The sequence below is a fragment of the Oceanithermus profundus DSM 14977 genome, from assembly GCF_000183745.1.
Classification (GTDB): domain Bacteria; phylum Deinococcota; class Deinococci; order Deinococcales; family Marinithermaceae; genus Oceanithermus; species Oceanithermus profundus.
Genome location: NC_014753.1, coordinates 90769 through 114959, shown reverse-complemented (window position 1 = coordinate 114959; position 24191 = coordinate 90769). Strand labels below are relative to the sequence as shown.

The 24191-nt window shown below is 65.1% G+C and carries 22 protein-coding genes; 19 read left to right on the top strand and 3 right to left on the bottom strand.

Annotation, left to right across the window (positions count from 1 at the left end):
• Positions 1-43: 43 nt before the first annotated feature.
• Genes OCEPR_RS11930 through OCEPR_RS11865 form a run of 13 tightly spaced genes read left to right on the top strand, consistent with a single transcriptional unit; the run spans position 44 to position 17853 of the window.
• Positions 44-1432 carry a hypothetical protein gene (locus OCEPR_RS11930; protein WP_013449795.1) on the top strand — a complete coding sequence of 463 codons (1389 nt, stop codon included), beginning with the start codon at positions 44-46 and terminating at the stop codon, positions 1430-1432.
• Positions 1429-2004, top strand: a complete 576-nt coding sequence (locus tag OCEPR_RS11925) for a hypothetical protein (RefSeq protein WP_013449794.1) — start codon at positions 1429-1431, stop codon at positions 2002-2004. Before OCEPR_RS11930 ends, OCEPR_RS11925 begins: the two co-directional genes overlap by 4 nt.
• On the top strand, positions 1976-2650 hold the full coding sequence (locus OCEPR_RS11920; RefSeq protein WP_013449793.1) for a hypothetical protein: 675 nt from the start codon (positions 1976-1978) through the stop codon (positions 2648-2650). The genes OCEPR_RS11925 and OCEPR_RS11920 overlap by 29 nt, the downstream gene beginning before the upstream one ends.
• Positions 2647-5061 (top strand): type II secretion system protein GspD, encoded by a 2415-nt coding sequence (locus OCEPR_RS11915; RefSeq protein WP_013449792.1) that lies wholly within the window; start codon positions 2647-2649, stop codon positions 5059-5061. The genes OCEPR_RS11920 and OCEPR_RS11915 overlap by 4 nt, the downstream gene beginning before the upstream one ends.
• On the top strand, positions 5058-6263 hold the full coding sequence (locus OCEPR_RS11910) for a hypothetical protein (protein ID WP_013449791.1): 1206 nt from the start codon (positions 5058-5060) through the stop codon (positions 6261-6263). The genes OCEPR_RS11915 and OCEPR_RS11910 overlap by 4 nt, the downstream gene beginning before the upstream one ends.
• Positions 6260-7480, top strand: a complete 1221-nt coding sequence (locus tag OCEPR_RS11905; RefSeq protein WP_013449790.1) for a type II secretion system F family protein — start codon at positions 6260-6262, stop codon at positions 7478-7480. The genes OCEPR_RS11910 and OCEPR_RS11905 overlap by 4 nt, the downstream gene beginning before the upstream one ends.
• Positions 7477-7917 carry a type II secretion system protein gene (locus OCEPR_RS11900; RefSeq protein ID WP_013449789.1) on the top strand — a complete coding sequence of 147 codons (441 nt, stop codon included), beginning with the start codon at positions 7477-7479 and terminating at the stop codon, positions 7915-7917. Before OCEPR_RS11905 ends, OCEPR_RS11900 begins: the two co-directional genes overlap by 4 nt.
• 56 nt (positions 7918-7973) lie before the next feature.
• Positions 7974-10229 carry a pilus assembly FimT family protein gene (locus OCEPR_RS11895; RefSeq protein WP_013449788.1) on the top strand — a complete coding sequence of 752 codons (2256 nt, stop codon included), beginning with the start codon at positions 7974-7976 and terminating at the stop codon, positions 10227-10229.
• Between the two features lie 2 nt (positions 10230-10231).
• The gene (locus tag OCEPR_RS11890) at positions 10232-12505 is read left to right on the top strand and encodes a PulJ/GspJ family protein (RefSeq protein WP_013449787.1); all 2274 of its coding nucleotides are present in this window, start codon (positions 10232-10234) and stop codon (positions 12503-12505) included.
• 16 nt (positions 12506-12521) lie between these two features.
• Positions 12522-14171, top strand: a complete 1650-nt coding sequence (locus tag OCEPR_RS12430; protein WP_013449786.1) for a prepilin-type N-terminal cleavage/methylation domain-containing protein — start codon at positions 12522-12524, stop codon at positions 14169-14171.
• 3 nt (positions 14172-14174) lie between these two features.
• Positions 14175-15992 (top strand): hypothetical protein, encoded by a 1818-nt coding sequence (locus tag OCEPR_RS11875; protein ID WP_013449785.1) that lies wholly within the window; start codon positions 14175-14177, stop codon positions 15990-15992.
• Positions 15993-15995: 3 nt separating this feature from the next.
• Complete coding sequence (locus OCEPR_RS11870) at positions 15996-16193, top strand: hypothetical protein (protein WP_013449784.1); 198 nt, start codon at positions 15996-15998, stop codon at positions 16191-16193.
• Between the two features lie 4 nt (positions 16194-16197).
• The gene (locus tag OCEPR_RS11865; RefSeq protein ID WP_013449783.1) at positions 16198-17853 is read left to right on the top strand and encodes a hypothetical protein; all 1656 of its coding nucleotides are present in this window, start codon (positions 16198-16200) and stop codon (positions 17851-17853) included.
• Between the two features lie 72 nt (positions 17854-17925).
• On the opposite strand, the gene OCEPR_RS11860 is transcribed toward OCEPR_RS11865, so the two are convergent.
• Both OCEPR_RS11860 and OCEPR_RS11855 read right to left on the bottom strand, forming a co-directional pair.
• A complete protein-coding gene (locus tag OCEPR_RS11860) occupies positions 17926-18324 on the bottom strand; it encodes a type IV pilin protein (RefSeq protein WP_013449782.1) in 399 nt (132 codons plus the stop codon).
• A 51-nt stretch (positions 18325-18375) separates the two neighbouring features.
• A complete protein-coding gene (locus OCEPR_RS11855; protein ID WP_013449781.1) occupies positions 18376-18591 on the bottom strand; it encodes a DUF8066 domain-containing protein in 216 nt (71 codons plus the stop codon).
• A 79-nt stretch (positions 18592-18670) separates the two neighbouring features.
• Here OCEPR_RS11855 and OCEPR_RS11850 point away from each other — a divergent pair, with 79 nt between their 5' ends.
• From OCEPR_RS11850 to OCEPR_RS11830, 4 genes are read left to right on the top strand one after another with little or no spacing between them, the layout of a single operon-like run.
• Positions 18671-19561 (top strand): hypothetical protein, encoded by an 891-nt coding sequence (locus OCEPR_RS11850; RefSeq protein WP_013449780.1) that lies wholly within the window; start codon positions 18671-18673, stop codon positions 19559-19561.
• A gap of 8 nt (positions 19562-19569) precedes the next feature.
• Entirely contained in the window at positions 19570-20778 is a 1209-nt protein-coding gene (locus OCEPR_RS11845) for a hypothetical protein (RefSeq protein WP_013449779.1), read from the top strand.
• Positions 20778-22358, top strand: coding sequence for a hypothetical protein (locus OCEPR_RS12685; protein ID WP_013449778.1), 1581 nt, complete (start codon positions 20778-20780; stop codon positions 22356-22358). Before OCEPR_RS11845 ends, OCEPR_RS12685 begins: the two co-directional genes overlap by 1 nt.
• Positions 22345-22833 (top strand): replication-relaxation family protein, encoded by a 489-nt coding sequence (locus tag OCEPR_RS11830; RefSeq protein ID WP_013449777.1) that lies wholly within the window; start codon positions 22345-22347, stop codon positions 22831-22833. Before OCEPR_RS12685 ends, OCEPR_RS11830 begins: the two co-directional genes overlap by 14 nt.
• On the opposite strand, the gene OCEPR_RS11825 is transcribed toward OCEPR_RS11830, so the two are convergent.
• Positions 22817-23341: a hypothetical protein gene (locus tag OCEPR_RS11825; protein WP_187288520.1), complete on the bottom strand. Its 525-nt coding sequence runs from the start codon at positions 23339-23341 to the stop codon at positions 22817-22819. The genes OCEPR_RS11830 and OCEPR_RS11825 overlap by 17 nt on opposite strands.
• Positions 23342-23456: 115 nt before the next feature.
• Here OCEPR_RS11825 and OCEPR_RS11820 point away from each other — a divergent pair, with 115 nt between their 5' ends.
• Together OCEPR_RS11820 and OCEPR_RS11815 are read left to right on the top strand one after the other, a co-directional pair.
• Entirely contained in the window at positions 23457-23819 is a 363-nt protein-coding gene (locus OCEPR_RS11820) for a hypothetical protein (protein ID WP_148229364.1), read from the top strand.
• Complete coding sequence (locus OCEPR_RS11815; protein ID WP_013449774.1) at positions 23819-24142, top strand: hypothetical protein; 324 nt, start codon at positions 23819-23821, stop codon at positions 24140-24142. Before OCEPR_RS11820 ends, OCEPR_RS11815 begins: the two co-directional genes overlap by 1 nt.
• Positions 24143-24191: the final 49 nt, after the last annotated feature.

Below are 24191 nucleotides of genomic sequence, written 5' to 3'. Positions count from 1 at the left end.
AACGCGCCCATTCCTTCGCCGCGCTGTCCTACACTCGCGGCGTATGAAGAAGAACGACGCCATCCACTTGGGCATCGAACTCGGCCCGCGCTCGGTGCGAGCGGTGCTTCTGGAATCCGGAAGCCCCGTCCGCATGGCCCAGCGCGCGGTCGAGGGCCCGCCCGAAGCCGCCTGGGAGGCCCTTGCCCAGGTGCTTCAGGAGATCAAGCCGCCACCCCGCACCCACGCAAGCGTGGCCCTGCTTCCTCCTTTCGTGGACACCCAGACGCTGCAAGACGTACCGGGTGAGCGAGGCCGGTCCCCAAGCGCACTAAGGCTGCGCTTGCAGCGGTTGCTGAACAAGCCGCTCGACGACTACGTGCTCACCTTCGTGGAGCAGGGCGGGATCCATAAGGGGGATCTCTACGTCGCCTTTTCCCGCAAGGAGCACCTACGTGAGCTTTACCGGGCCGCGCGCAAACATCGGGTTCGGATTCGCCGTGTGGAGCCCTGGTATCAGGCGCTTCCACGGCCCTGGATCGTTCGGGAACCCGAACTTGACAAATATCCAGCCATCTTCGTGGGGGTGCACCAAGGTCGTTTGACCTATCTGGGGCGACGGCAGGAGGACGTCGAGCTCATCACCCACAGCGAGCTTCCGGATGCCCTGGACGAGGTCATCGGCGGCATCGAAAACGTTTACTACGAACTCGCACAAAGTGGTGGCGAACAAGGGCAAAGCCCCGCGATCGTCATCTCCCTGGACGACAAGACTCTGTACGGCGCCATCGCAACCCCGCTTGGCGAGTCCGGCTTCAGCGTTCTCTATCCTGAAGACGACGAGCAAGTTGCCTTAGGGGACTTTGTGCTCGCCGCGGGCACGGCACTCGACGTCGTCTATGCCGGACTGAAGGGCAATCTGTGGACACCCGGGCTCGAAGAGGAGCTCGAGGGCCGCCGCATTCCCCCTATCGCGGCAGCCCCGGTCGTGGCTGCACTACTCGTTATGGCCTTGGGCGCCGTGAACTTGGAGTCTAAAAAGGCCGAGTTAACCCGCGCCATCCACGACGTCGAAGCCCAGATCACGGAGATCAAACCCGACGCCGATCGGGCCGCGCAACTCAAGAACGAGCTCGACCACAAGCTCATGCTTGCGAGCACCCTAGAAGACGCCCTCTTCGGAAAGGGGCGTTGGTCGCAGCGCCTCGACGAGCTCTTCGGCCTCCTCGGCGAACACGGGGTTGCGGTGTCGCAGGTGGCCCTTAGCACCCCCGCCAGGGGAGCCCCCACCGCCACCGTCGTCATAACGAGCCCGAAAGCAGAGGCGGTCTTCGCGGCCCTGAAAGCGCTCGAGCTTCGCTACCCCAAGGTCACCCCGGCGCCCGTGCTCAAGCAAAAGGTGGCCTCCCGAACGCTTTACGGCACCACGGTTTCGCTGGAGGTGGCGCGGTGAAGAAGTCGAAAAGCAGTTACATCACCCTGGGCGTCGTTCTAGCCCTCACCCTGCTTGGGGCTTTCTGGGCACTCTACTACGATCCAGGCGCACGCGAGCTCACGGAGTTGCAGGGCCGCCTCGAGAGCCGCCAGCAAACCCTGATCACCACCCGCGAGCTTGCCGCGCAGATCCCGCGCCTTGAAGACGAGATCGAGCGCGTAACCCGCCGGATCGAGGCCATTACCGACAAGCTCGTTCCCTCCACGCTTACCTACGGGGAGGCGATGGCGGGCTTGAAGTCGCTCGCCGATCGCTTAGGTTTGACCTTCGAGCAGATTCAGCCGATACCCCAAGAAACCGAGGCGACCAACGCTTTGGGCTTCATGCAGTTCGATGTCGCCCTCGAGGGGAAGCCGAGCGCCGTCTACGACTTCTTGGCAAGCCTCGAGCGCGCACCCGTTTACCTGATCGTCCCCGGCGCCACCTTTACGGCAAACAGCAAGGGGGTCCGAACCCAGGTTCGCGTCCTCGTACCCGTTTCCCCCAGCAAGGAGGTGCAGGATGGCCCGCAGGCTTCCATCGCGCAGTAGAAAAAAGCGGGCGAAGGTGCCGCAGGACGCCTCGCCGCGCCGCTTGTCGCCCATCACGCTGGTGATCCTCGCCGCCCTGGTCGCGCTTGGGGCTGCCGGGTACTTCCTGCTCCCGCAGGAAACGCCGGCCGCGGCGACGACGATCCCTGCCCCTCCGCCCGTGATCACTCAGGACGAACCGAGCGTGCGGGTGGCCGTTTCGGCAGAAGAAGAGCCGGAAAACCCCGCCGAAAGCGCCGCGGTTCCCGAAGAGGTTCCGCTGGAGCCCGCAACCCCCAAGAACACCTTTTCGATTCCCATCACGCGAGCCAGGATCGCCAACGACCCCATGGCGTACTACATGCAGCTTGCCCGCGCACCCGCCAAGCGGAGCGAACCGCGCCCTAGCCAGCCCACCGTTCCGCTGCCGAAGTTCGACGCTCCGCCTGAAGAACCCTGGATCGCGAGGTGGGTCGAAGAAGAGAAGGTTCGCTACGTCGCCTTCGTCGCTGGCAAACAGCCCGGCGCCATCGTGGCCACCCGGGATGGAGAAATCGTCGCCTTCGCGGGGCCGTTTCCCGGAACCCCCGAAGTTCGCATCACCCACATCACGCCCAAGTCCCTGTTCCTAGCGGCCAAAGGCCACACCGTGGAGGTAAAGAAGTGAAACGACTGTTCGCCCCCCTTCTGATCGCGCTCGCCGTCGTCGGGCTTGGGTTCGCCCAGGCCGCGGCGACCCGCGACATCCCCAAGGTCACCACCCCCGTCACCATCGTGAGCGGCCCCAAGGGCGTCGAGCTCGACTCCGCCTTGCGGGCCGCCGCCGAAAGTGCAGGCTTCATCTACCTTTCCCGCGACGTGCCTGACCGAACGCTCAAACTCAACGTCCGCGATCTGCCTTTCAACGAGGTGTGGGACCTGCTCATGAAGACGTACGGCGACAACATCGACAACGCCTTCGTGGACGGCCGCATCATCGTCGTCGCTCCCCATCCCGTTGTGAGCCGCATCGTGGCCCAGGGCGGTCTTACACCCCAGGACAAGGTCGAAATCCCCAATGCGGTGATCGAAGTCCTTCCGGTTCGCAAGGCCGCGGGGCTTTACGAAGCGCTGACGGGGCTCTTCCCCGAAGTGACGATTACCAAGCTGGACGACCCCCCTGCGCTGGTCGTGAAGGGGCTGCCCGAGCGGATCGCAGAAGTCAAGAAACTTCTCAAGGAGGCTGGCGTTCTCCTCGAGGGCGACCTCGCCACCCTTCTCCAGGACGAGGAGGCCCGCAAACGTGAATGGAGCCTCGCCGTCTTCTACCTCGACGGAGATGGGGAAGCGGACGTCAAACCCACCTTGCAGGCCCTCGAGCGGGTAGCCCCGGAGGCTTCCTTCACCTACGTGCCCGCAGCACAGGCCCTCGTCGCCAAGGGGAGCATCGAAGAGCTCGTCGAAGCCAAGGGGTTGCTCGATCGCCTTGGGCTGCTGCGCACCCGGGTTGAGATCGAGCGCACGGCGATGCGCACGACCAAGGTCTACGACCTTGGGACAGGCATGAAGGCCGGCGCCGCCATCATCGAAAAGATCGTCGGAAAGCGCGGGATCGTCAACTACGACGAAAAGAGCGGCTACCTCTACGTCTACGCCGCACCTGAAGCTCACGAAGAGGTCGAGCAAGCGGTCGCCGAGTTCCACCAGGCCGTGGCGGAAGAAAGTCAGTCGGTCGACCCCGAACCGGGCAGCACCCTGCTCTACTACGAAACGAAGCGCGCCCCCTCTTACGTGGCCAACTACATCGGTAAGGTGCTCTCCGGAGTGGAACTCGTGCCCATGGACGACGCGGGTCTCCTGATGGTCGTTGGTGCGCCTGATGCCCAACGCAAAGTGGCCCGCATACTAGACGAAATCGACCGCCTCGACCCCAAGGCCGAAGCCGAAAAGAACCGCGCGGAGGAGCTCCGTCGCTCGCTTGAGCCCGTTCACGCTACGTACTCGGTGGCCTACCACAACGCGGACGCGCTGGCCCGCCTGCTGACGCAGATCCTTGGGGCGCAGACCGCCATGCCCGCACAGGAGGTGCAGCAGGGGCAGGCGGCTGAAGGGGGCCCCACGCCGCCGCAGTCCGTCCCCTCCCTCAAGATCACGGCAGACCCGCAGACCAACACGCTGCTCGTATACGGTCCGCGCAAGACCGTGTCCTCGGCTCTGGAGTTCGCCAAGAAGCTGGACCGCCCCGCCGACCAGGTGGTTTCACGCGTCTGGATTCAAGAAGTCGACCGCAGCGCCGCCAACGAGCTGGGTATCAACTGGCAGTACGCCACGGGCAAGTTCGCCATCTCGGTTACGGAAGGGGTCCTCACCGGCGGTTACGATTCGGGCGCCTCTGCGCTTTCCGCGCTTGCCCAGTCGATCCGCCTTCTCGAGAAGACCGGCCGCTCCCGGCGCTTGCTGGACGCGAACACGCTTACCCTCAACGCCGAGCCGACCACCTTGCTTAGCGGCGGCAAGCTGCTACTCCCCAAGCAGGGCGACACCGGTAACGTCGACGGGCAGGAAGGCACCGGGGGGACTGGATACGAGGAGTTCAACTACGGCCTCAACCTCGAGCTCACCCCCTACACCTCCCCCGACGGCACGATCACGCTCGACATTGCAACCACGGTGGGCAGCCTGCCTCAGAGCGGCCCAACCCCGGGCTCGGTGCTCATACCGCAGAGCTACGCCGAAAGTCGCATCCGCATCAAGGATGGCCAGGCCGTGATCCTGGGTGGCGTCATCTCCAACGAGGACCGCAACGACGTGTCTGGGGTCCCCATCCTCAAGGACATCCCAGTAATTGGCGCGCTCTTCCGCACCACGGAGCGGGTACAAAGCGAACGTATCCTGCTCATCATCGTGCAGTCGCACATCCTCAAAGCCGAGAGTGACGGCGCGGGCGGGGTGGAGCTGCCGGAAAGCGCGCTTCCCTCAGGGGAGTACGACCGCTCCTCCGAGGTGGGCGAAGGTGCGGGCATGCCCGAGGGCGCCCTTCCTACCGAGCCTTGGTCGGACCGGGCCACCCGGGTAGCTCCTATTGGGGGTGACGAATGAAGCGAACCCTCTCCGCCCTGGCCCTCGTAGCCGCGGCCGCGGCATTTGCCGCGCAGATGACCGGCATCTTCATCGGGGACCGGGAGCGAACCCTGTACGTCGGCGGCGAGCCGTTCTGCCTGGTGTTCCCGCAGCCGGTCCTGGGCGGCGAGGTCGAAACTCCGGGTTTTGCCCTCGCGGTCCAGGACAACATGGCCTGCTTCACGGCCCTCGATCCGGGAAGCCAGGCCCGCGCCACCCTCACCGTGGGGGACCGAACGCTTTCGTACGTCCTCAAGGCGAGGCTGGACGCTCCCTCGGCGGAAATCCGGGTGATCTTCCCCGGGGGACCCGCCGCATCGCCGTCGAACCAGGGCGCCCCGCCCGCAAAAGCCGAAGCACCCCAAGCCGTCGAAGCTGCTACCGCAAAGCCATCGGCGAACGACCAGGAAGCGCCCGAAAAGGTCGAGAGCAATTCCCCGCTGCCCGTCCCCGAAGAGGTGCGGCAGCGGGTCGTAACCCCCGAACCGGATCCTACGATTCAGCGGCTGGAAAGCATCATCGCCAAGCTCGATCGTGTTCTTCGGGCCCAAGAGGTCAGCGAGGGGCGCTACCTTCCGGAAAGCGTAACGGAGCCTAGCCACCAGCGCGGGGCGGGCGAAGGAGAGGAAAGCCCCTCCCTCCAAGAGGAAGTCCGCAAAGCTGGAGAGCCTGCTTCTGGCTCGGAAGCAAGCGGTGTGGAGAAGGAGGAGGCGAGCCCGCAGCAGGGTATCGCTGAAGTGCAAGACGAGCCGGAAGGGAAGGCTGAAGCGGAGGAGCCCTCTGCGGGGGTCGGATACGACCCGGTCGAAGACCCTATCCCCCAGGGCGTTCGCGTCATCACTTCGCTCGTGCCTGGCAAGCACGCCTGGCGAATCACCTACACGCTGTACAACGATGGGGACTACCCCTTGATCACCGACCCTAATAACATTCGGATCCTCTTCAACGGGGAGGCCGTGGAAACGGGCAAGCTCAAGCAACGCACGAGCAGCGGCTACGCAGGCTGGGTTCCTCCTGGCTACGAAGAGGTTGGCTCGGTCGAGGTGTCCCCCCTCGACGGCCAGGGGGAGCTGCGGCTCGAGTTCGACCTGACCCGCCTGAGCCCGGAGCGGGAAAACCTCACCATCGTACGCAGGTGGAAGATAACCACCATGCCGTACGTCGTCCCTAACCAGCCATGAAACGCTACCGCTACGAAGCACTAACGGCCGACGGTGGTACGACCAGCGGCGAGATCCAGGCCGCCGGCGAGCTCGACGCCCTCGAGAAGCTCTCGGCTCGAGGGCTCGAGCCCTTCGAAATCCGCCCGATCGCAAACAGCCTTTTCGAGGGCATCAAGCGGCGCTCGGGCCCTCTGCGCCTCGTAGATTACGTTGAGCTCTACCGGGGGCTCGCACAGATGGTCAGTGCTGGCGCCCCTTTGCTCGAGGCCCTTGAAACCATCGAGGAATCGACCGAGCGTCCGCAGCTTGCCGCGGTCGTCCGCGAACTGCACGACCTCGTACGCGGGGGCACGAAGCTCGCCGAGGCCATGCGGATGACCGGGAAGTTCCCGGAGGCCCACATCGCCACCGTGACCGCCGCCGAGGAATCGGGAAAACTCGACAAGGCGCTCTACTCCATGGCCACCGCCGTGGACCAGCTCAAGGATCTGTACGCCAAGGTGAAGGAGGCCATGACCTACCCCCTCTTGATCCTCGCCCTCACGGTGGGGATCTCCTACTACCTCCTCACCCGACTGGTGCCCAAGATTCTCGGGCAGTTCATGGAGATCGGTTTGCAGCAGGTTCCGGGCCCGACCAAGGTCACCATGGCCGTCGCCGATTTCTTGAACCGCTATGGGCTCATCCTCGTCGTCCTGATCGTTGGCTTGATCTACCTTTTCGGAGTGTGGGCTCGAACCCCCCAGGGGCGGCGAACCCTCGACGCCTTCAAGCTGAAAGCGAAGCTAATCGGCCCCATCACCAAGAAGATCGCCCTCGTGCAATTTGGTCAGACGCTGGGGTTCTTGTACGAGCACGGGGTCAGCCTCAACGAAGCTCTCAGCATCGCCGGAAAGGCCAGCGGCAACGTGCTCGTCGAAGAAGCCGCGGAGCGCGTTCGGGCGCGCCTCGAGGCGGGAATGACCCTGTCCGAGGCCCTGGCCGACGACAAGGAGATTTTCACGCCTAAGTTCGTGGCCGCCGCCCGGATCGGCGAACGCTCGGCAAACCTCGCAGATCCCTTCTACGCCGCGGCGCGAAATTACAACCAGGACGCCATGCTCCAAGCAGGGGGCCTCTCAAAGGTCCTCGAGCCCATCCTGTTGGTCTTCCTTGCCGTGATCGTCGGAGCCATCATGCTCTCCATCTTCCTTCCCATGTACGATCTCATGGATCAGTTGAGGCAGACGCGATGAAGCGAAGCGGGTTTACCCTCATCGAAATTGTGATCGTCCTGGCCATTATCGCGGTGCTCATCGTCTTCCTGGCGCCGCGCGGGCAACGCGCCCAGTCGCAACAGGACGAACTCATGGCCCAAAGCCACGGAGGAATCGTTTACCAGGCGGTGCAGAACTACCTGCTGCAAAAGGTCAACAAGACCGTAAACGACTTCGTGACGGTCGCTGGCTTGGCTTCGGCCTCGAGCACGCCGCCAGGGTACACGCCGGCCGGCGATCTTTACGACTGCACCGCTGGGGTCAACGTGAACACGGCGGTGAGGTGGCCGCAAGCACCCCCCAGCGTGCGCTGCGTTCTCGACGTGAGCGCTGCGGGCGAGCGCTTCGCCGTCGTCACCTGGGTCGACGGGCACATCAAGACCTACTACGTCAACGGGCGCGCCGTCTTGCGCTAGCGAGCGGCTCCAATTTTGCGCCCATTCCGCACGGCGCGCCTCCTATACTCCTTGCGATGAAATGCGCAAGGGGTTTTTCATTATTCGAACTCGTGGTCGTTCTGGCCATAATTGCCGCGGTCACCTTCATGGTGACCGGGCGCGGCGAGAGCGACGCGTACGAGCGTCAGGTGGCCCTGAACGAGGCTGCGAAAATTCGCTTTTTCGTTAGCAAGGGCTTCGCGCAAGCGCGAAGCAGCAACGAGCCCATCGAGGTGGTGGCCACCGGGCACCGCCTGATGCTGCGCGGCGCTCGCAGCGGCACGGTGTACGACACCCTCGACACCAAGGTCTATGCGGCGAGCGTCTCGGGCGTGACGACCACCCTTTACCCTTCCGGGACCGTCACGGGGGGCGACTGTACCCTGGCCCTCGAGGGATCGTACAGCACGCTGCGGTTCGCCATTCAACCTGGGGGGCTGGTCCGGGAGGTCTTGGGCGACGTCGACTGCCCCACGACCTTGACGGTTGCGGGTACGCGGCCGTCCCTTCCCACCGGAACGGGAGGCGCGCCCCCCACCGATCCGCCCCCTCCCCCGCCGCCCACGGAGCTCGATCCCCCGCCCCCTCCACCGACAGGGAGCACCACGGGCTCCTTGCAGGTCAACATCGAAAACCCGGGAAGCGCTGGAACCGACCCCGAAGGGGACCTCCGCCTCCACAACGACACCGGCCTGATTCGGACGATCGACCGCGACACGCTGGTTTCAGGCCTCGACGCAGGAACGTACACGCTTTATGCGTTCCCGATCACGCTAAACGGGTGCGCCTACGAACCCACACGCGACACGTTCAACATCGGCATCCTCCCCAACGACACCTCTTTCGTCACGGTGACCTACCAAGGAGCGGATAGCCGCCTGAACTACGTAACGCTCAACGGTCTCTCCACAAGCGAGGCGGTCGTTCTCGAGCGCGAGGGCGGCACGGCGGTCCTCCGGTTCAAGGCGGTGGGGGCGCAGACCGTCACGGTGTCGGACACGCCAACGGACTTCAGCGCCGATCTCCCCACTACGGTCAACGACCCTGGAGACGTCGAGTACGAGCTCACCTTCGCTTACGCCCCGAACCTCGAGCCCCAGCAGCGCACTGCCCGCATCGAGGTACAGCTCGACGGTTGCGGGACAAGCGACAACGCCGTGGTGGACGTGGTTCAGGACGCCGGCAGCGCCCCACTCTCCATCGTAGTTTCGGGGCTTCCCGCGGGTGTCACGGTGCCCGTCCACCTCGAAAGCGCCGATGCCCGCTGCAAGAACCTCGACTTCGATACCGGGAACGCAACACTCGAAGAAGAGCTGCCCGCTACCTGCTCTTACAGGGTATGGGGCGAACGGCTTCAACACGGGGGCAACTACTATGAGCCCCAGCCGGTCGACTTTACTTTGAACGCCTACGAGCCCAAGACCGTCTCGCTACGCTACGAGCTAAACCAGGGGTATGTGGAGGTTGCCGTTGCGGGCCTGCCAGCGGGGGCCCCGGACGTAACGGTGAACGTCACCGGACCCGTCAGCGAGAGCGCCAGTGTGGCTCCGAGCGGCAATCACACCTTCACGCTTCCACCGGGAACCTACTCCGTGGAAGCCACCCCTACCGAAGTCGTGGTTGGAGGGGTGCGCTACGTTCTCGACAACCCTACACAGAGCGTGGCCCTTGCCAACGGGGACCGGCGATCGGTCACCTTCGCCTACCGCCAGATCGACGGCCTGGTGACCATCAGCACATCGGGCCTGCCCTCGAACGAGGAAACGCAGATCAGGGTCCAGCCGCAGGTGGGAAGCGCCTACATCATTAGCCTTAACGGGGGCGACAGCAAGACGCTTCCCTTTGCTCCCGGCCAGTACCTTTTGACGGCCAGCGATTCGGGCAACTACTACGTGGTTGGGGGTGGCGGCGTACTCAACGTGGCTTCCGGAGGGAGCTACACGGTTACCTTCACCTTCCGGAGGAAAACCGGGATCTTGCGCATTCGCGTTGACCACCACAAGGCCTGGGTCGACGGCGTGGGCACGGCCTACGGTGACGGGGACAGCGCCTTCGAGTTCCGCGACTTCAGGGTACCTACGGGCACCTACACCGTTAAGGGGAACGACACCTACGTCTACATCACCTCGGCTCCTCAGTACCGGTACAGGCTCATCAGCGGCAACAACAAGAGCGCAACCGTTACTTACAACGGCACGACCACGGTAACGATGGACTACATCATCGAGCGCAGGAACCGCTACTGCGTCTTCGTCTGCTGGTGGGGGTCCTGGTACAAGGTGGGTGATTGATCATGCTCAAGCGTCAAGGGTTTACGCTTCTCGAGGTCGTCCTGGCCATTGCGCTCGCCACGATGGCCGTGGGCGTGATCGTAAGCGTATTCGGAGCAACCACGGTCGGAGCTCGCATTACCCACCAGGCCGAGGCCTCGAGCCAGGTCATGGCGCTCATCGAAGAGGAGCTCGAGCAGGGGAACGCGGTTTTGACCGCAGGGGGCGTATGGGACTACGGGGAGCTCCCCGCGGTGATCCCGGTCAGCCGGCAGGACCTCAACCGCTACCGCCTCGAGATCGAGCGGCAAGGTGTCGAGAGCTTCGCCGGCGGTGGCGACGTGGTGCGCTACGGGATCCTGCTTTGCTCCATGCCCGTAGGAGCCAGCGAGGAGTCGTGTAGTCAGACGGTTTTTCGCGCTCCACCGCCCGCCGCCGCAACCAGCGCCGGCGTTACCACCGACACCGCCTCGCAGCTCTACATCGGGGGTGAAGACCCCACCGGCAGCGCCAACGTGGTGGCGACCAACGGCACGTCCACCCAGACCTACACCAGCTACGGCACCTATGCGCTTGCTGCGGGCTACACCGTGACCGGCAACAACGTCGTCAACGCTTCGGGCATTCGCTATGCGCCCGAGGTGGCCTCGGGTGGCGGCGCGGTGCAGGTCTACTACAAGGCAGATAGCGGGGCGATCCTCGTGACGGTAGGCAAGGACGAACCCGCCCTTACCCTGCCGGCGATCGAGCTTACCGGACCTGCCGGATTTTCCGCCGCGGTTCCTGAAGGCGAAACGCGGTTCGCAGAGGCGGAGCCGGGCACCTACCGGATCGTTGCGCCGAATGCGACCTACGGCGGCTACGACTACGCTGCCCGTTACGGGAGCAGCGCCAACTCGGACGGGAGCTTCCAGGTAACCGTTGGCGCCGTCAAGCGTGTCAACCTCCGCTACGTGGCCACCAACGGAAAACTGCGGCTTGAGTTCAAGGGGGGAGGCCCCGCCCCGAAAGTGGCGCTCAAAAGGAAGGTGGGCTCCGACTATACCCTCCTCGAGAGCTTCGTCCTGCCGACGACGAAGAGTTACGAGCGCATGGACCCCGCAACCTATGCCGTCGCCCTCGACGGCCCCTACCAAAGCGACGGGATCGATTACGCACTCGAGTTTCGGCGCTACGACCCCAGCCGATCTGCGTGGTCTCCTTGGTTTAAGGAAAGCGAGGCACGCTTCGACCTGATCCCGGGCGAGGAAACCGTCATCTGGATGCGCGCCTATCCCGTGACCGGCAAGGTTACTTTGCACATCGACGGCCCTTCGGATTTGCAAACTACCGTCACCCTCGCAGGCCTCAAGCCCGACGGGTCGCTGTTCAAGCGCGAGTTCACCCGCCCAGGCGTGTACACCGTGGGGAACCTCGTACCGGGCAGCTACAGCTTGCAGGCCTCGAGCGGGCAGGACTCCGCGGGCAACTACTACTTGGTGCAGGGACCCGAGAGCTTCTTGCTTGCGGCTGGGGAGGCTAAAGACGTAACCCTATCCTACGGGCAGGCCCAAGAAGGAACCTTGGTGGTCTTCAACGTCAGCACCGCTTACGGCCCGAGGTGGGAAAACGAACCCGCGGCCTACAAAACCGCGGTCGTCGAAGCCAATTCGGTCAGCGTTCCGAGTGACGCGTGGGTAGTGCACCGCAGCTTCCAGCCCTTTCTCATTCCCCCGGGCAAAGACGGCTGGATTTGCACCGAGGATCCCATCACGGGAACGTTCATTACCTACAAGGTCTCGAGCTTTCTTCAGCAGCCGCAGAACCAGTGGGTGGACTGCCTGAGCTACCGGGGGAACGAAGGCAGCCTCCTCGTCCGAAGGGTCACCGCCAGCGTGGCTCCGATCAGCGGCTACTTCTTCAACGAGGTGAGCGTCCTAAGAGACCAGGTTCCGAGCAACTTCGAGGCGCGCTTCCGCGTAGAGCAGGACGTCAACGGCGGCCTCTACGTCCGGGAGCCGGCCAAGGTTCGGAGCAGCGATCTTACCGAGGACCCCAACGCCGCGGGTCGCTGGCGCGCAAGCAAAGGTGAGCAGCTCCAGGACCTGACCACGGTAACGCAGTTCATGGCGCTCGGGTCCTATACCGGGTCGCAGTGCGACTTCTGGGCTCTCGACGTCAAGGTTATCGATCCCGGTGGTGTGATCTACACCGACTCCAAGACCTACAGCCGCCAAGAGCATGTCACCATGCCCATCTCGGTTTTGGGATTGACCGGCAAGAAAGCCTACCTAAGCGTGTTTGCGCAATGCCCGTAAGGGGGTGAGGGGGAACATGAAGAATAGAAGAGGCTTTACCCTGATCGAAATCCTGCTGGCCCTCGCGGTAGCGGCAGGGCTGATGCTCGTCCTGATGCGGATCTTCGGCTCGGCATCGGACACCGCGCTCACGGTAAACGCCGCGGCTACGCTCGAGGCCGAGCTCGCCACCGCGCGGGCTACCATCGAGCAGGCCTTCAACGACAAGAGTTTCATCGCGCCGTTCTACGGGGAGTCCGCCGCAGTAGGTCTTCTCTATTCGGTGGACACGGCCAAGCCGCGGCAGACGGCCAGCCTGCAAAGCTCGACGCGCGTAGACTTCGACACCGCGCCACCGCACAGCCCGGTGGCCACCGGCGTCGTTTTCAACGGTGGCCCGCGAGGTGCGGTCTTCGGCGTAACCGAGGGCGACACCTACGTCGACACCGACTGTCCGGTCGGGCTGGCCTGGACGCCGGCCACGGAGTACCACGCCGCGGGCACCGTCGAACTCGGCGTTGGCGCGGCCCTCAAAGCGCGCTACAACGGGGACTTCGTCGACGACACCCTCTACTTGCGCACCGATCAAAACGCGTGGATGCCGGTCCTCGAGGGGGTCAAGGGGTTCCGCCTCGACTACCTCTACCGCAACCGCACGGGCGGAGGGGCCAAGAACTACCCGAGTGACGGAAACGTCCCCTGGGAGGTAGATAACGCACAGATCCTCACCCCCACTCCAGCGGCTAACGACGGGCAGGAATTGCAATTGACCCAGGTCGTGGCCCACGTCACGCTCGAGCGGGGCGGCACCGAACGAAGCGCCACGATCCCCTTGAGCGCGCGTCCGCTGAAACCCGTGCGCTATCTCGAAGCGTGTGGGAGCGCGGTTCGCGCAAAAGGAACCCTTATTCTTGAAATCTCGGGCTTGCCTAGCGAGCGAAGCGGGGTGCGCCCAGTAAGCGTGAGCGGGCCTGACCCCGCCGTTTCCGGCAGTTACGACTACTCGAAAACCTGGCCCAGCATCGACGCCGGAACCTACACCGTCACCGCCGGCCCCCTGGAGATCAACGAAGGCGGCCTGATCCGGCGCTACGTGCCGCGCAAGGATCCCGACGTGCCCCACGACCTCGCCCGCACCATGTCCTGGAACGTGAGCGTCAACTCCTGGTCGCCGCGGCGCGTGCGCGTCGTCTACGAAGAGGAGCCCGCCGTACTCTTGTGGAGCAAACCGGTCATCTACGTCACCATCCCCTTCTCCTGGGTGGTCCCGAGCAACGCCGGGGCCGGACTTGCGGGCCCCAGCGGGTCGGTAAACTACTGGTACATGAGCACGTCGAAGCCGCAGCTCGGCAACGACTTCATCGACCGTGCCTGCGACGCCGGCTATCCCTGTACCGGTGACCTTGGTTACGGCGTCTACGGCCTCCCCTACCCCGTTTGGGGTGGAACCGAGACCGTTTACGCCCGCCCCGGCAACTACACCGCCACGGTTCAGGGGATCCTGCACCAGACGACGCTGCTCAAGTTCACCGTCATCCCCGCCTTCCCCCTCGTCTACGTTGTCTTCAGCCCCTGCACGAACGTCACCGTCCTCGACGAGGCGGCCGGAACCGCGCGAACCTATCCGGTGGGCAGCGGCCAGGCCACCGAGGTTCGGACGGACATCCTCTGCCCCTTCCTCTTCTGAGCCATGAAGCGAGTTTTCTTTCTCTTCACCCTCACCCTCCTCCTCACCGCCTGCCCCGGCCCCCAGCCGCCCGGCGGCGACTACACCGTTCCCGACGTCGCCTACTCGGTCCACCCCCTCTTCATGATCGACCGCCCCTTCGCGGTCCGGCCCGGGGGCTGGACCGAGGTCTGGCTCTCGATCGTGCCGGAGCCGCGGCGGGACGTGACCGGTGACCTCGACTGGAGCGGTTTCGTCACCGCCCTGGGGGACAGGAAAGTCGAAGTGACCCTGGACGACGCGCCCAGCTGGATCACCAACTGGGAGGCCCTGGGCACGGTAGGCCTGAGCGATTACCACGGGCTTCCCGAGTGGCTCGACGCCTGGGCCTACGCCGTCCGCCTCGAGCTCGCCCCCGACGCGCCCGCGGGCGACCACCGGCTGCGCTTCACCGTCCACGCCCCCACCCCGCGCTCTGGCGAGGTGACCCTCCGCGTCATCGACGTGAGCGGCGCCACCTGCGGCCAGCCCGGCCCCGGCCTCCCCGACGACCCCAGCTACTGGCGCAACGCGCCGGTCCCCGACACCTTCTTCCAGTACGACCTGGGGAGCTGGATCAAGTCGGGCACCCTGCCTCCCGCCGGCCCCGACCGGCCGCTCGTCTGGGCCTGGGGCCTCGAGGAGGCCTGGGTGCGGCTCCCCGACGGCTGCGACCCGGTCTACGTCGTCGCCCCCGACTCCGGCGGCCCCGACGCCCGCATCTTCTGGACCCGCGACTTCGACGTCTCCACCCCTCAGTACGAGACGATGCCCTACGCCGTCCGCTCCGACGTCACCGGCGCCTTCGCCCCCCTCGACTGGTGGATGAGCCTCAGCTTCAGCCTCGACCTCGACAACATGGCCGCCCCCGGCTACCCGCCCAACTACCTCCAGGTCACCCAGCAGGGGCAGGCGATCTGCTCGGCGGGGGACCAGGCCATTGACGCCTTCTACGACCCCTGCCACGGAAACGGCACCATGATGGCCACCGGGGGCACCTGGAACGACGGCTACGGCGTCGCTGGCCTCTTCAAGAACGTCGTCAAGTGGGTGCCGATGCGGGCCGGGGGTGAGAATGGGGGCTTTTACGGAGCCGCGCTCAACAGCACGGCCACGGAATACGCCCTCACCGGCAGTTTGACCATGGATGGCCAGACCTTCACCTGGCCCGGGCGCACCCCCATCGTCGTCACCGCGGCCGTAGGGGCGCCCAGCCAGGGGGACTGCGACGCCCTGGCCGCGGCCCGGGCCCGCGGCCAGATCGCGGTGTACGGCGCCGGGAACAACCTGGACTATTTGGGCGACCCGGCCGGCTGCCCCGACGCCATCGCCGCCGGCTCCGCCGTCTTCTCGCTGATCCCCGGCAACACCGACGACGGCTCCACCGACTGGGCCGGCTCCATCTGGGCCCGGGCTTGGGTTTCGTCTTACGGCGACAACCCCAACACCCCCTGGGAAGAGCGCATGGACTTCGTCGTCCCCGGCCAGTTTTACACTCCAGACGCCTTTCTCCCGGACAAGTACGGGTTCAACGTCTACCCCTGGACCTCACCGGCCACGCACCGGCTCGGGGGGCTGATCGGGCTCTACCTCTACTCGAACCGGGTCTGGCACGGCGATCCCTACCGCGGTCTGTGGGGCACGGCGGACCTCTACACCATGGTCTACGACTGCCTCAAGGCCGCTTCGTCGAACTACGACCCCGCGGCGCCCGGCGAGGGCTGGGACGTAGAGACCGGCTGGGGCGTGCCCGACCCGGCCAAGATCGTGGACCCGAGCTTCGCGGCGTGTCACGGAGGCTGAACCATGGACCTGGCGGGGCTGGCTTCCTGGTTGTGGTACTGGGCTTCCGGCCTGGGGCCACCCCTCGCCCTCCTCGTCCTTGCCCGCTGGGTGGGGGAGTGGCTGGCCCTGGACATGGACCTGGGCCCCGTCGCCCCCATCCCCCCTTTGGTCGCGCTGCTCGTTTCCTTGCAGCTCACCCGACACCTGATCGGAGGATGACCCAATGAACAACGCACGCGGCAGCATCATGCTGGTCGTGCTCATGCTGAGCCTGCTCTTCAGCGCCATCGCCGCCTTCAACCTGTTCGTAACGACGACTCGGAGCCAGGCCGTACGCCTCGAACAGCGCACGCAGGCGCTCGAGGCCAAGGCGCGCGCCCAGGCACACCTCCTTCGCGGCCACGTCGTGACCAAGCTCAAACACGAGGTGGCCGCCCAGACGGAGCTGAACCTGGGCAACGGCGCGTACTATCTGGAGAACAAGGAGGCCGACCTGGCCAGCGCGCTCCAGCAAGTGGCCGACGGCCTCTACTGCGACTGGGTCGAGGGTACCCGCATGCGCGTGGCCTTTACGAACGAGGCCTGCGGGGAACCTCTGCCACCCGGGGTAACCCCGCCGCGCCTCCCCTACCTGATCGGGGGCGCGGCAAACACCTTCGTTAGCGGACCTTTCGGGATAGGCGGGACTTACTACTACTACCCGCAGGTGTACGCCATCCCCTACGTGGCGCTCGTCGAGGCGAAGGATGCTGAAGGTGAAGCGGTAGCCGTGTTCAAGGGCTACTTCGAAGCGCACGTCTCCGTGCCCAACCCCATGCACTTTTCGACGTACATCGAAGATCCTCCCACGAGCGGCCTGGTCGCCTTTGGCAACAACGACCTGATCGAAGGGGCGGTGGCGGTTCCCGGCCCGGTACGCTTCGACGGGGAACCGCTACTTCTTGGTACCGTCTTCGTCCACAGCAACCCCACCGGTGAGGTTTCCTTCGCTGGGGTTCGCCTCCAGGAAAATAAGATCGTCAACCCGCAGGCGCCCTGCTACCCCGGGGCCTGCCCTAGATTGACCTCGGGGGCCGACTGGTCAGCACCCTTCACCCCACCCCCCTTGTCCAACTACTACAGGGCCCCGAGTGGCGCCCTCGAGTTCAGCGGTGACGTGGATCGCATCCGCATGCGCTACAACGGCAGCGACGGGCGGCATTACCTCTACGTGAAGCAGGGCGCGACGGAAACCCAGTACCGATTCACGATCGGGGGCGCGCTGGAATCCTCGACGGACGGTGGGGCTACCTGGACGGAAGAGCAGGCCAACTTCAACGGCCGCATCTACGTCCGCGGGGATCTTCGCGGACTCGAGCCAGTTGACGCGTTCGAGCCCGCCTTGGACGGCCCGGTTAGCATCTTCACCGACGGCGACCTAACGGTGACGGGTCCCCTCCTCTACAACAACACGCCCTGCCAGCGATACAGCGACCCCGACTCGAACACCATCTACTCTCAGTGCGACACTACGGTAGACGACCAGCTCACGCTCGTCTCCTTGGGCGGCAACGTACTCCTCGATGTGCCGCCTGGCCATTCCTGGAAACTCGCAGCCAACCTCGTGGCTGTACAAGGCGTCGTGAAACCCTCGAGTTATTCGGCCCCGCCGGCCACCTTGGACCTCCTGGGGACGATCGCGGCGAAACGTTACGCGCCCTGGGGGTTCGACGATGCCGACGGGCGCAGAATCACCGGCGTGGTGCTGCATCACTACTTCGATTCACGTGAAGCACGGGGCGCCACCCTCCGCTCGGCTTTGTTCCCGATCACAGGAACGGCGGCGCAGGTCATCGGCATTGTTCCGCACAGCGAGGCCCCCAAGATCGTTCGGGAATAAGCAGCGCTAAAGCACAAGCATGGGAAAGGCCCGGGGGTTTCCCCGGGCCGCTATGCCTGCCTACGCCGTGAGCTACTCGCAGGCGGTCGGCTGGGCGGCGCTGGCCTTGACGGACATCGGCTTGATGCCGTCCTGAGTCGCCTGGTGCCAGTAGGTGCCGTCATCGTGACGCGCGACCGCACAGAAGCCGGTCGCGTCGCCGCTGATCAACGCGGCGGTGACCCCGGTAGGAGCGGCCGGGAGCGGAGGCTCGAGGGCCTGGAGGTCGGCGATGTTGCCGGTGTAGGTGAAGGTGCGGCCGCGGTACTGCGCCTCCGCCTGGGAGATCTCCCGCAGGTAGGAGATGGCGGCCTGGTCGTTGCCGGACTTCTGGGCGCGGGCGATCCGGGGCAGCAGGAAGGCCATGAGAATCGCCAGGATGCCGATCACCACCATGAGCTCGATCATCGTGAAGCCTTTGTTCTTGCGCATCGTTACCTCCCTAAGGTGTTAGCAAGTGCCGTATCCACGGCGGACGCGGGCCTATTGCTTCGGGCCGAAGACGCCGTTACCGACATCGAAGGACTTTCCCTTGCCGGCAGCCTCGCGCAGGGCCTTGAGATCGCTGGCGATCTCCTCCGACGCGTCCGCCATACGACTCAACGAACGCGCCACGACCCATGCGAGGTACCCGTAGAAGGCCATGATGGCGAGGGAAAAGACCGCCTGGAAGAGGAAATACGTAGAGCTCATCGGCATAGCGACCCCAAGCTACAAAAACGCCGCCCATTAATGGGCGCGTTTTGTGTACAGTTCACTCGATATGAGGATGCGACCCATGCGAACACTGATTTTTCTCGTTGCCATCGGCCTGAGCGCCCTCGCACAGGCCGCGGCTCCTACCGGCCCGCGCACCACCACCGTCTACTACGCCCCCGAGCTCACCAGCACCGCGGGCATCATCGAGGTGAGCCCGCACTTCACCACGGTGTTGCGCTTCCCGGGGAGGATCGAGGACTACTACCTGGGCGACGAGCCGCTGCTCAAGATCAAGGCCCAGGACAACGTTTTCGTCATCTGGCCGCTCCAGCGGGCCGGACGTACCGACCTGCACGTGCTCGTCAACGGCCAGTCCCTCGAGTTCATCGTGGAGGTCGTGGCCGAAGGGCAGCCGCGGGAGTACATCATCAAAGAGCATCTGCCCTATCGCAGACCTACTGCGCCCGTGTCGGTCACCGCCCCCACGCAGCCGCGGGCATCGTCGACGCCCAGCTACACTGCGCCAACCAAGCCTGCCGCCACCAGCACCGAAACACCGCAGATAGCCGTCCGGAAGGTGGCCGAGGCCAACGAGGGCGGGCAGATCGCCTTCGCCGGGGCCAAGGTCGAAGGCAGCGCCCGTCTCGTGGCTCCGGGTCAAGTGGCAGCTTTCCTATCCATCGCGAATACCGGGGTCGCCAACCTCGTCATCGACCCTGGTGAGCTCGAGGTGCGCCAGAATGGCAACTTGCTCGAGTACCTCCTCATCCGCACGCCCCCCGAAGACGTCGTCCCCCCCACCCGCGCCCTGACCATGACCGTGCAGATCATGGATGCCAAGGCCGGGCCGCTTGAAGTCTTCTTCAATGTCCGGGACGAAGGAAGCGGCGTCATTTACCGGGTAGCCCTCGAGTTCTGGCCCACGGACAAGCTCAGCCCGGCGCGCAAGATCACCGTCGGGGCGCTCTAGGAGGCACCATGCGCGCGTGGTTCTTCATCCTGGTCCTCCTCGGTGTGCTCGCAGCAGCCGAAGACAGCGACGCGCCCGTAGGCTTGGTCTCCTACATCGGGGACAGCCTCGAGTTCGACACCGACGCCGAAGACCCCCGCGCCAGCCTCCCCCACATCGAGGTCGTAGACCTGAGCGAGTACACCGCTTGCCGGGACCAGGGCTTCCCCAGCGACTGCAAGTTTGAGTACCCCATACCGTACGTACCCGAAGGCGAGGCCGAGAAGCTCGAGCGCGCCCTATCCGAAGCCTGGGCGAGGTACGACGCGCGGGTCGCCCATCGGGTAGACGCGGCTATTTACGGCACGGCGCTCAAGTGCCAGTCCGCGCCCCAAGACGAGTACCTGGGCGCCTGGGACGGCACGGCGAAGGAACTACCCACCGAAGAGTATTGCGACGGCGATCTCCCAAGCGCCCCCGTCATGTGGTATCCGATGGTCTGCCCGAGCTTCTACCTGGACTGGGAAGATCTGCTTCAGCGCTACACCGAAGCGATTCTTCACGGGTACACCAACTATCTGGTGGATTACTACGCTGACGTTGGCGCAGCCCTGGCTCGCCATGCCCCCCTGGCGCTTCAGTGGGAAAACGGCTTGTTCCCGGGTAGCGGGTCGGCGATCGCCCCGGTCATCAACCTCGATGCGGGCAGCCTCGAGCAGTGGGCGGAACTGGCCGAGAAGGCTCAGGACGCCGACCTCCGCGGTGCCGCCTACATCAACCAGGCCCTTCCGGGGATCCCCAGGGAACTGCGCAAGGTGCTGCGCAACCTGCCCGACGACGAGCGCAGCGAAGACGGCCCGGGTCTTGCCCAGCTCGAGGCCCTCAAGCGAACGATCACCACCCGCGGCGACATCTTCCCCGAAGGCAAGCCCCAGTATTGGGCGGGAAAGAACGGGGGACCCGTCCCCGAAGGAGTAACCGGGGCAGCTCTTCCCGAGGAGTACCAGGCCTACGGCGTGGTGCCGATGATGCGGGTGTACACCAAGACCGACACCGAGGTTTCCCCGCATACGCCCACCTTCTTCGTGGCCTGCCTCACCCCGACCACCCCACCCGTACCGGTACCCATCCCAATCCCCCTGCCCATCGTCCACGTCGCCCCCCGTGCGCACACCGGCTGGGAGGCCGTCCCTGAAGGGTGGCCCATCCCGGGTATCAAAGGAGACCCCCTCTACTAATGGCAGCCGAGAGACAAATCCCCGAAGAACTCCGGCGCCGCCTCAGCGACGCCTTGCAGCGAACGGTACCCGATAGACTTACGCCCACCCAGCTATCGGCCCTGATTAACGATCTAGGCGAAGGCGGCCACAAGGATTTGCAGCGCGAGCTTTACGCCACGGTCGTTGGGGCCGTGCCCTCAGAGGAGTTCGCCAAGCAGGCGGAGGTGACCGAAAAGGTAAACCAGCTCAAGGGGGGACTCACGAGCGAACGGGACGAACAGGGTCGCCGGCACCCATCGCGCGCCAAGCACTTCATGCTCATCAGCGCTGGCACCGTTCTCCTGATCGGATTCCTCATGTGGAACAGCTTCCGCCCGCCTTCCGTAGCGCGCCCTGCGCGATCCGCGCCGCCTCCGGTGGAAACCCAGGAGCCCGCAGCCAGGCCGAGCGAAGGCGCGCAGCCGGAAGTGAACCTCGGGCAGGTTGAGCAACCCCAAAGCGAACCTGAACCTCAGCCCATTCAAGACGAGCCGCTTGAGCCTACCGTGCCAACGCCCAGCTTTGGCGCGAAAGGCGGCTACGAGGACCCCGCAGGCGACTTTTACGCCTACGGACTCGACGGCGTCGACGGGGCGGAGCAAGGGCCCGGCGTCGCCGCAAGCGTTGCGCCGCTAGCGGGAGGTGGGGGTGCTCGCCTCGCCCTCACGGGTGGCGGCTCCGGCGCATCAGCCGCACTCAGCGGGGGCGTAGCCGTGACGGGGCGCTCGGCTGCGGGAGGCGCCGGAAAGGCCCAGGCGCTTTCCGGGGGCATGGGCGGCAGCAGCCCGGCCCTCGGGGGGACCGGAATGGCTAGCCAGACAAAGCTGACCGGGGGAATGGCCATGGAGCAAACGCCGGAGGGAAGTGCCTCACGTGTCGCCCTGGCATCGGCTTCCAGCTCCGCCAGGATGTCACCTGCCCCGCGCGCCTCGGGGCCGACCGCAGACCGCCGCCTCTCGGTCCCCGCTGTTCCCTCGAGCCCCACCCCATCTCGCAACCTTGCCCGGGCCACGAGTCCACTGACGCCCGGCACCCTCCTCGAGGGAAAGATCGAAGCCGCGCCCGTGCTGGCCACCGGCCTCCCCGAAGCCCCAGTCAGCGTGCGCGACAAGGATGGCCGGGTCTGGCTTGGTGTGGCGAAACTCGCAGGGGCGAGCGGTCGCGCGATGATCGTGCTCGACGAAGTTGTCGAGAACGGCCGCCTTTACCGAACCAAGGCCAGCGTACTCAGCACCGACCGGGTGTACGGGGTCAAAGTCGAAGCGAAGGAGGTTTCGCCCGCCCTCGCGAGTTCTACCCTGCGAGCAGCTCTCGGGGGGGTGGCAGAGTACGTCAAGGGCGTACAGAGCGCCACCAAGGTGTACGTGGACCCCGAGGGAAACCGCGTCGAAGAAACTCAGCCAGCAGAAATCGAATGGGTAGTGGCCAAGCGGCTTGCGGAAGTGTTCGACCTGCCCATCGAAGAGAAGGCAATTTCGCGCATCTTCGTGATCAAAAGTGGGGAGCCGGTGCGAATCCTTGTACGTCAGTCGCCTCAGCCCGTCGATGGCGCTCGCTGATCTTCTGAAAAGCGACGGGGCCTTGACCCTGAACCAGGCGCGCCGCTGGGTCTCGGGGGCACTCCCCGAGCCAGATCGCGTCTTGCACGTCTACGGCCTCGAGGTGCCGGTCTTCCTCTCGCCCGAGCTTGCCGACGCGGACGACGGTCTGGTCATGCACGCCGCCATGGTGGGCGAGATGCGGCGGATTCTCGAGGTGCCGGCAACAGCATGGCGGGCGGCGAACGCGACCCGAACAGACCACACCGGCCTTGAGCCGGATGCCGTATGGAACAGCAAACGCGGGCGAATCGCCGTGGAGTTCGACGCCGGACGCTACCCGCGTGACCGTGTGACGGCCAAGCTCAAGCACTACGATCTCGCCTACGACGGACAGATATGGGGGGTGCTCCGGCCTGCAAGGATTGGCTACGTGCAGCGCCTGGCACGCGAGCTCGGACTCAAGCGGCCGCCGACCATCACGGTCGAGCCGTGACGAGCTCGAGGGTCATAGCGGGCAGCTCCGGGAGTTCGCGCAAGCGCCTGAACTCGACGGCTCCCTGGCGCACGAGGTTGAAGGGGCGCCCCCCGCGAGGGCGGTCGAAGGCAACCGTGACCCTGGCCCCCAATTCACGGCCCTTGCGAAACAGCTCGAGCAGAGTAGGTTTGGATGGCGGCATGGGATAGCCAGCCACGAGTAAGCGTTCGCCGCTGACCACATCGCGCAACAGGACCGAGCCGCGAAAGCGCTCTTTGTAGACGAGGGGACGCTCTCGTCTCAGCTCCTCGATCAAACGGCGGGTTGCAAAGCGCCGGGTGACGTAGCGCATGCTCAACGGCTTCCAGGGATTCTTGTAGCCAAGGTAGCGCCGGCCCTCGACTCCGAGAACGAAAAGCGGGCCTACGGGAGCGTCTACGCGCTGGAGCATCCCCTCGAGCCCGCCGGGAAGATGCTCTATGTCGCCTTGGTGAAGCGGCCCGATGCGGTCTAGGTACAGCAGCACCAACGCCCCCCGGGGTGTGGGGAGCAGGCGTTCGTGAGTTGGTTCGAGCCGCTCTTCGTCACTCAACATTTTGTGCGCCCATTATGCCGGAGCCCGTTGCTATATTGGGCGCGATATGAAACGGTTACTGCAACCCACACCCATGACCATCGCACTTTTGGCCGTTCTCGCCCTGGTGGTTGCGGCGCCTGCGCTGGCTCAGACCACCGAAGACAACTTCCGCAACGTCCTGGGAACCGTGCGCAACATCGGGCGGGAAACCGCAGACACCACGCTGTGGTTCGCTACGACGGTCTTCAAGGTCATCTTCTACGCCGCCGCCCTGGGCGCCCTGCTTTGGGGCCTGTCGATGAAGGCCGCAGGGCACAAGAACTGGTGGATGTGGGCGGGCGGCGCACTTGTTGCAATCATTGGCTACAGCGTCGGGCTTCCGTTCCTCGAGGCCCTGGTGGGTGGCCCCCCCACGATTAGCCCCTAATGGAGCTGCGCGGAAAGACCTTCCGGATCGACCAGCCGGGTTACCTGCCCGGCCCTCTTGCCATCACGTACGCGGACATCATGGTCATCTTCTCCTTTGCGGGCGTGATGGCCCAGGTGGCCCGGCTCGTTCTTGGCGGGGCAGGTTCCGCCCTGGGCTTCATTGGAGGCACCATCCTCGGATACATGCTCTGGCAGGCCGTGAAGCGCGCCCTGCCGGGCCCAAACGCCTCCTACTACCTGGACTGGGTCAGCACCCAGGCAGATCACTACGCCCACCGCCCCGATGAGCACCATCATCCCTTGATCGTCTATGGCGACTAAGCGCAGACCCCAGCACAGACCAAAGCCTCGCTCCTACGAGGCGCCACCC

Excerpts from the sequence above, each read along its gene's own strand:
- OCEPR_RS11930 (WP_013449795.1), top strand. The coding sequence starts at position 44 with ATGAAGAAGAACGACGCCATCCACTTGGGCATCGAACTCGGCCCGCGC.
- OCEPR_RS11820 (WP_148229364.1), top strand. The coding sequence starts at position 23,457 with ATGAAACGGTTACTGCAACCCACACCCATGACCATCGCACTTTTGGCC.
- OCEPR_RS12685 (WP_013449778.1), top strand. The coding sequence starts at position 20,778 with ATGGCAGCCGAGAGACAAATCCCCGAAGAACTCCGGCGCCGCCTCAGC.
- OCEPR_RS11920 (WP_013449793.1), top strand. The coding sequence starts at position 1,976 with ATGGCCCGCAGGCTTCCATCGCGCAGTAGAAAAAAGCGGGCGAAGGTG.
- OCEPR_RS11890 (WP_013449787.1), top strand. The coding sequence starts at position 10,232 with ATGCTCAAGCGTCAAGGGTTTACGCTTCTCGAGGTCGTCCTGGCCATT.
- OCEPR_RS11850 (WP_013449780.1), top strand. The coding sequence starts at position 18,671 with ATGCGAACACTGATTTTTCTCGTTGCCATCGGCCTGAGCGCCCTCGCA.
- OCEPR_RS11905 (WP_013449790.1), top strand. The coding sequence starts at position 6,260 with ATGAAACGCTACCGCTACGAAGCACTAACGGCCGACGGTGGTACGACC.
- OCEPR_RS11895 (WP_013449788.1), top strand. The coding sequence starts at position 7,974 with ATGAAATGCGCAAGGGGTTTTTCATTATTCGAACTCGTGGTCGTTCTG.
- OCEPR_RS11865 (WP_013449783.1), top strand. The coding sequence starts at position 16,198 with ATGAACAACGCACGCGGCAGCATCATGCTGGTCGTGCTCATGCTGAGC.
- OCEPR_RS11860 (WP_013449782.1), bottom strand. The coding sequence starts at position 18,324 with ATGCGCAAGAACAAAGGCTTCACGATGATCGAGCTCATGGTGGTGATC.
- OCEPR_RS11910 (WP_013449791.1), top strand. The coding sequence starts at position 5,058 with ATGAAGCGAACCCTCTCCGCCCTGGCCCTCGTAGCCGCGGCCGCGGCA.
- OCEPR_RS11845 (WP_013449779.1), top strand. The coding sequence starts at position 19,570 with ATGCGCGCGTGGTTCTTCATCCTGGTCCTCCTCGGTGTGCTCGCAGCA.
- OCEPR_RS11815 (WP_013449774.1), top strand. The coding sequence starts at position 23,819 with ATGGAGCTGCGCGGAAAGACCTTCCGGATCGACCAGCCGGGTTACCTG.
- OCEPR_RS11870 (WP_013449784.1), top strand. The coding sequence starts at position 15,996 with ATGGACCTGGCGGGGCTGGCTTCCTGGTTGTGGTACTGGGCTTCCGGC.
- OCEPR_RS11830 (WP_013449777.1), top strand. The coding sequence starts at position 22,345 with ATGGCGCTCGCTGATCTTCTGAAAAGCGACGGGGCCTTGACCCTGAAC.
- OCEPR_RS11900 (WP_013449789.1), top strand. The coding sequence starts at position 7,477 with ATGAAGCGAAGCGGGTTTACCCTCATCGAAATTGTGATCGTCCTGGCC.
- OCEPR_RS11875 (WP_013449785.1), top strand. The coding sequence starts at position 14,175 with ATGAAGCGAGTTTTCTTTCTCTTCACCCTCACCCTCCTCCTCACCGCC.
- OCEPR_RS12430 (WP_013449786.1), top strand. The coding sequence starts at position 12,522 with ATGAAGAATAGAAGAGGCTTTACCCTGATCGAAATCCTGCTGGCCCTC.
- OCEPR_RS11855 (WP_013449781.1), bottom strand. The coding sequence starts at position 18,591 with ATGCCGATGAGCTCTACGTATTTCCTCTTCCAGGCGGTCTTTTCCCTC.